General features: G+C 67.5%; 1 protein-coding gene. It reads right to left on the minus strand.

The annotated features are described in order from the left end of the window. On the minus strand, positions 1–480 hold a 480-nt coding region (locus tag AC1DER_RS17245; protein WP_477358231.1), incomplete at both ends, for a calcium-binding protein.

A 480-nucleotide genomic window follows, 5' to 3' on the forward strand; every position in this document is an offset into this window, starting at 1 on the left:
CCGTCGCCGAGGTTGAACCGGTAGGTGTCGCTGTTGTAGCTGCCGTGCAGCATGTCCGTACCGGTGCCGCCCTCGAACACGTTGTTGTTCGAATACGCACCGCCGACCCACAGCACGTCATCGCCCGCACCGCCGACCAGCCGATTCTCGCCATTGCCGCCGCCRAGGTTGTCGTTRCCGCCCCCGCCCAGCAGCACGTCGTTGCCTTGCCAGCCCACCAGCTTGTCGGCGTCGTCGGTACCCAGCGTGGTCAGGCCCGCGGCCCTCAGCTGCGCCGGTGCCCACTCGGTGCCGTCGGCGAACCGGATCTTCTCGATGCCCCTCGGGCTGTTCTCCGCCGCACTGCCAGTCAGCCAGTCCTTCAGTCGCACTGAGTCGRCGCCGCCAGCCAGCTTCAGCACCACGTCCTCGTTCTCCTTCAGGACTTGGATATCGCCGGCAGCGATGCCCTGGCCGAACTCCAGCACGTCCACCGAGCCG

It is taken from the genome of Lysobacter sp. 05T417, assembly GCF_056396405.1.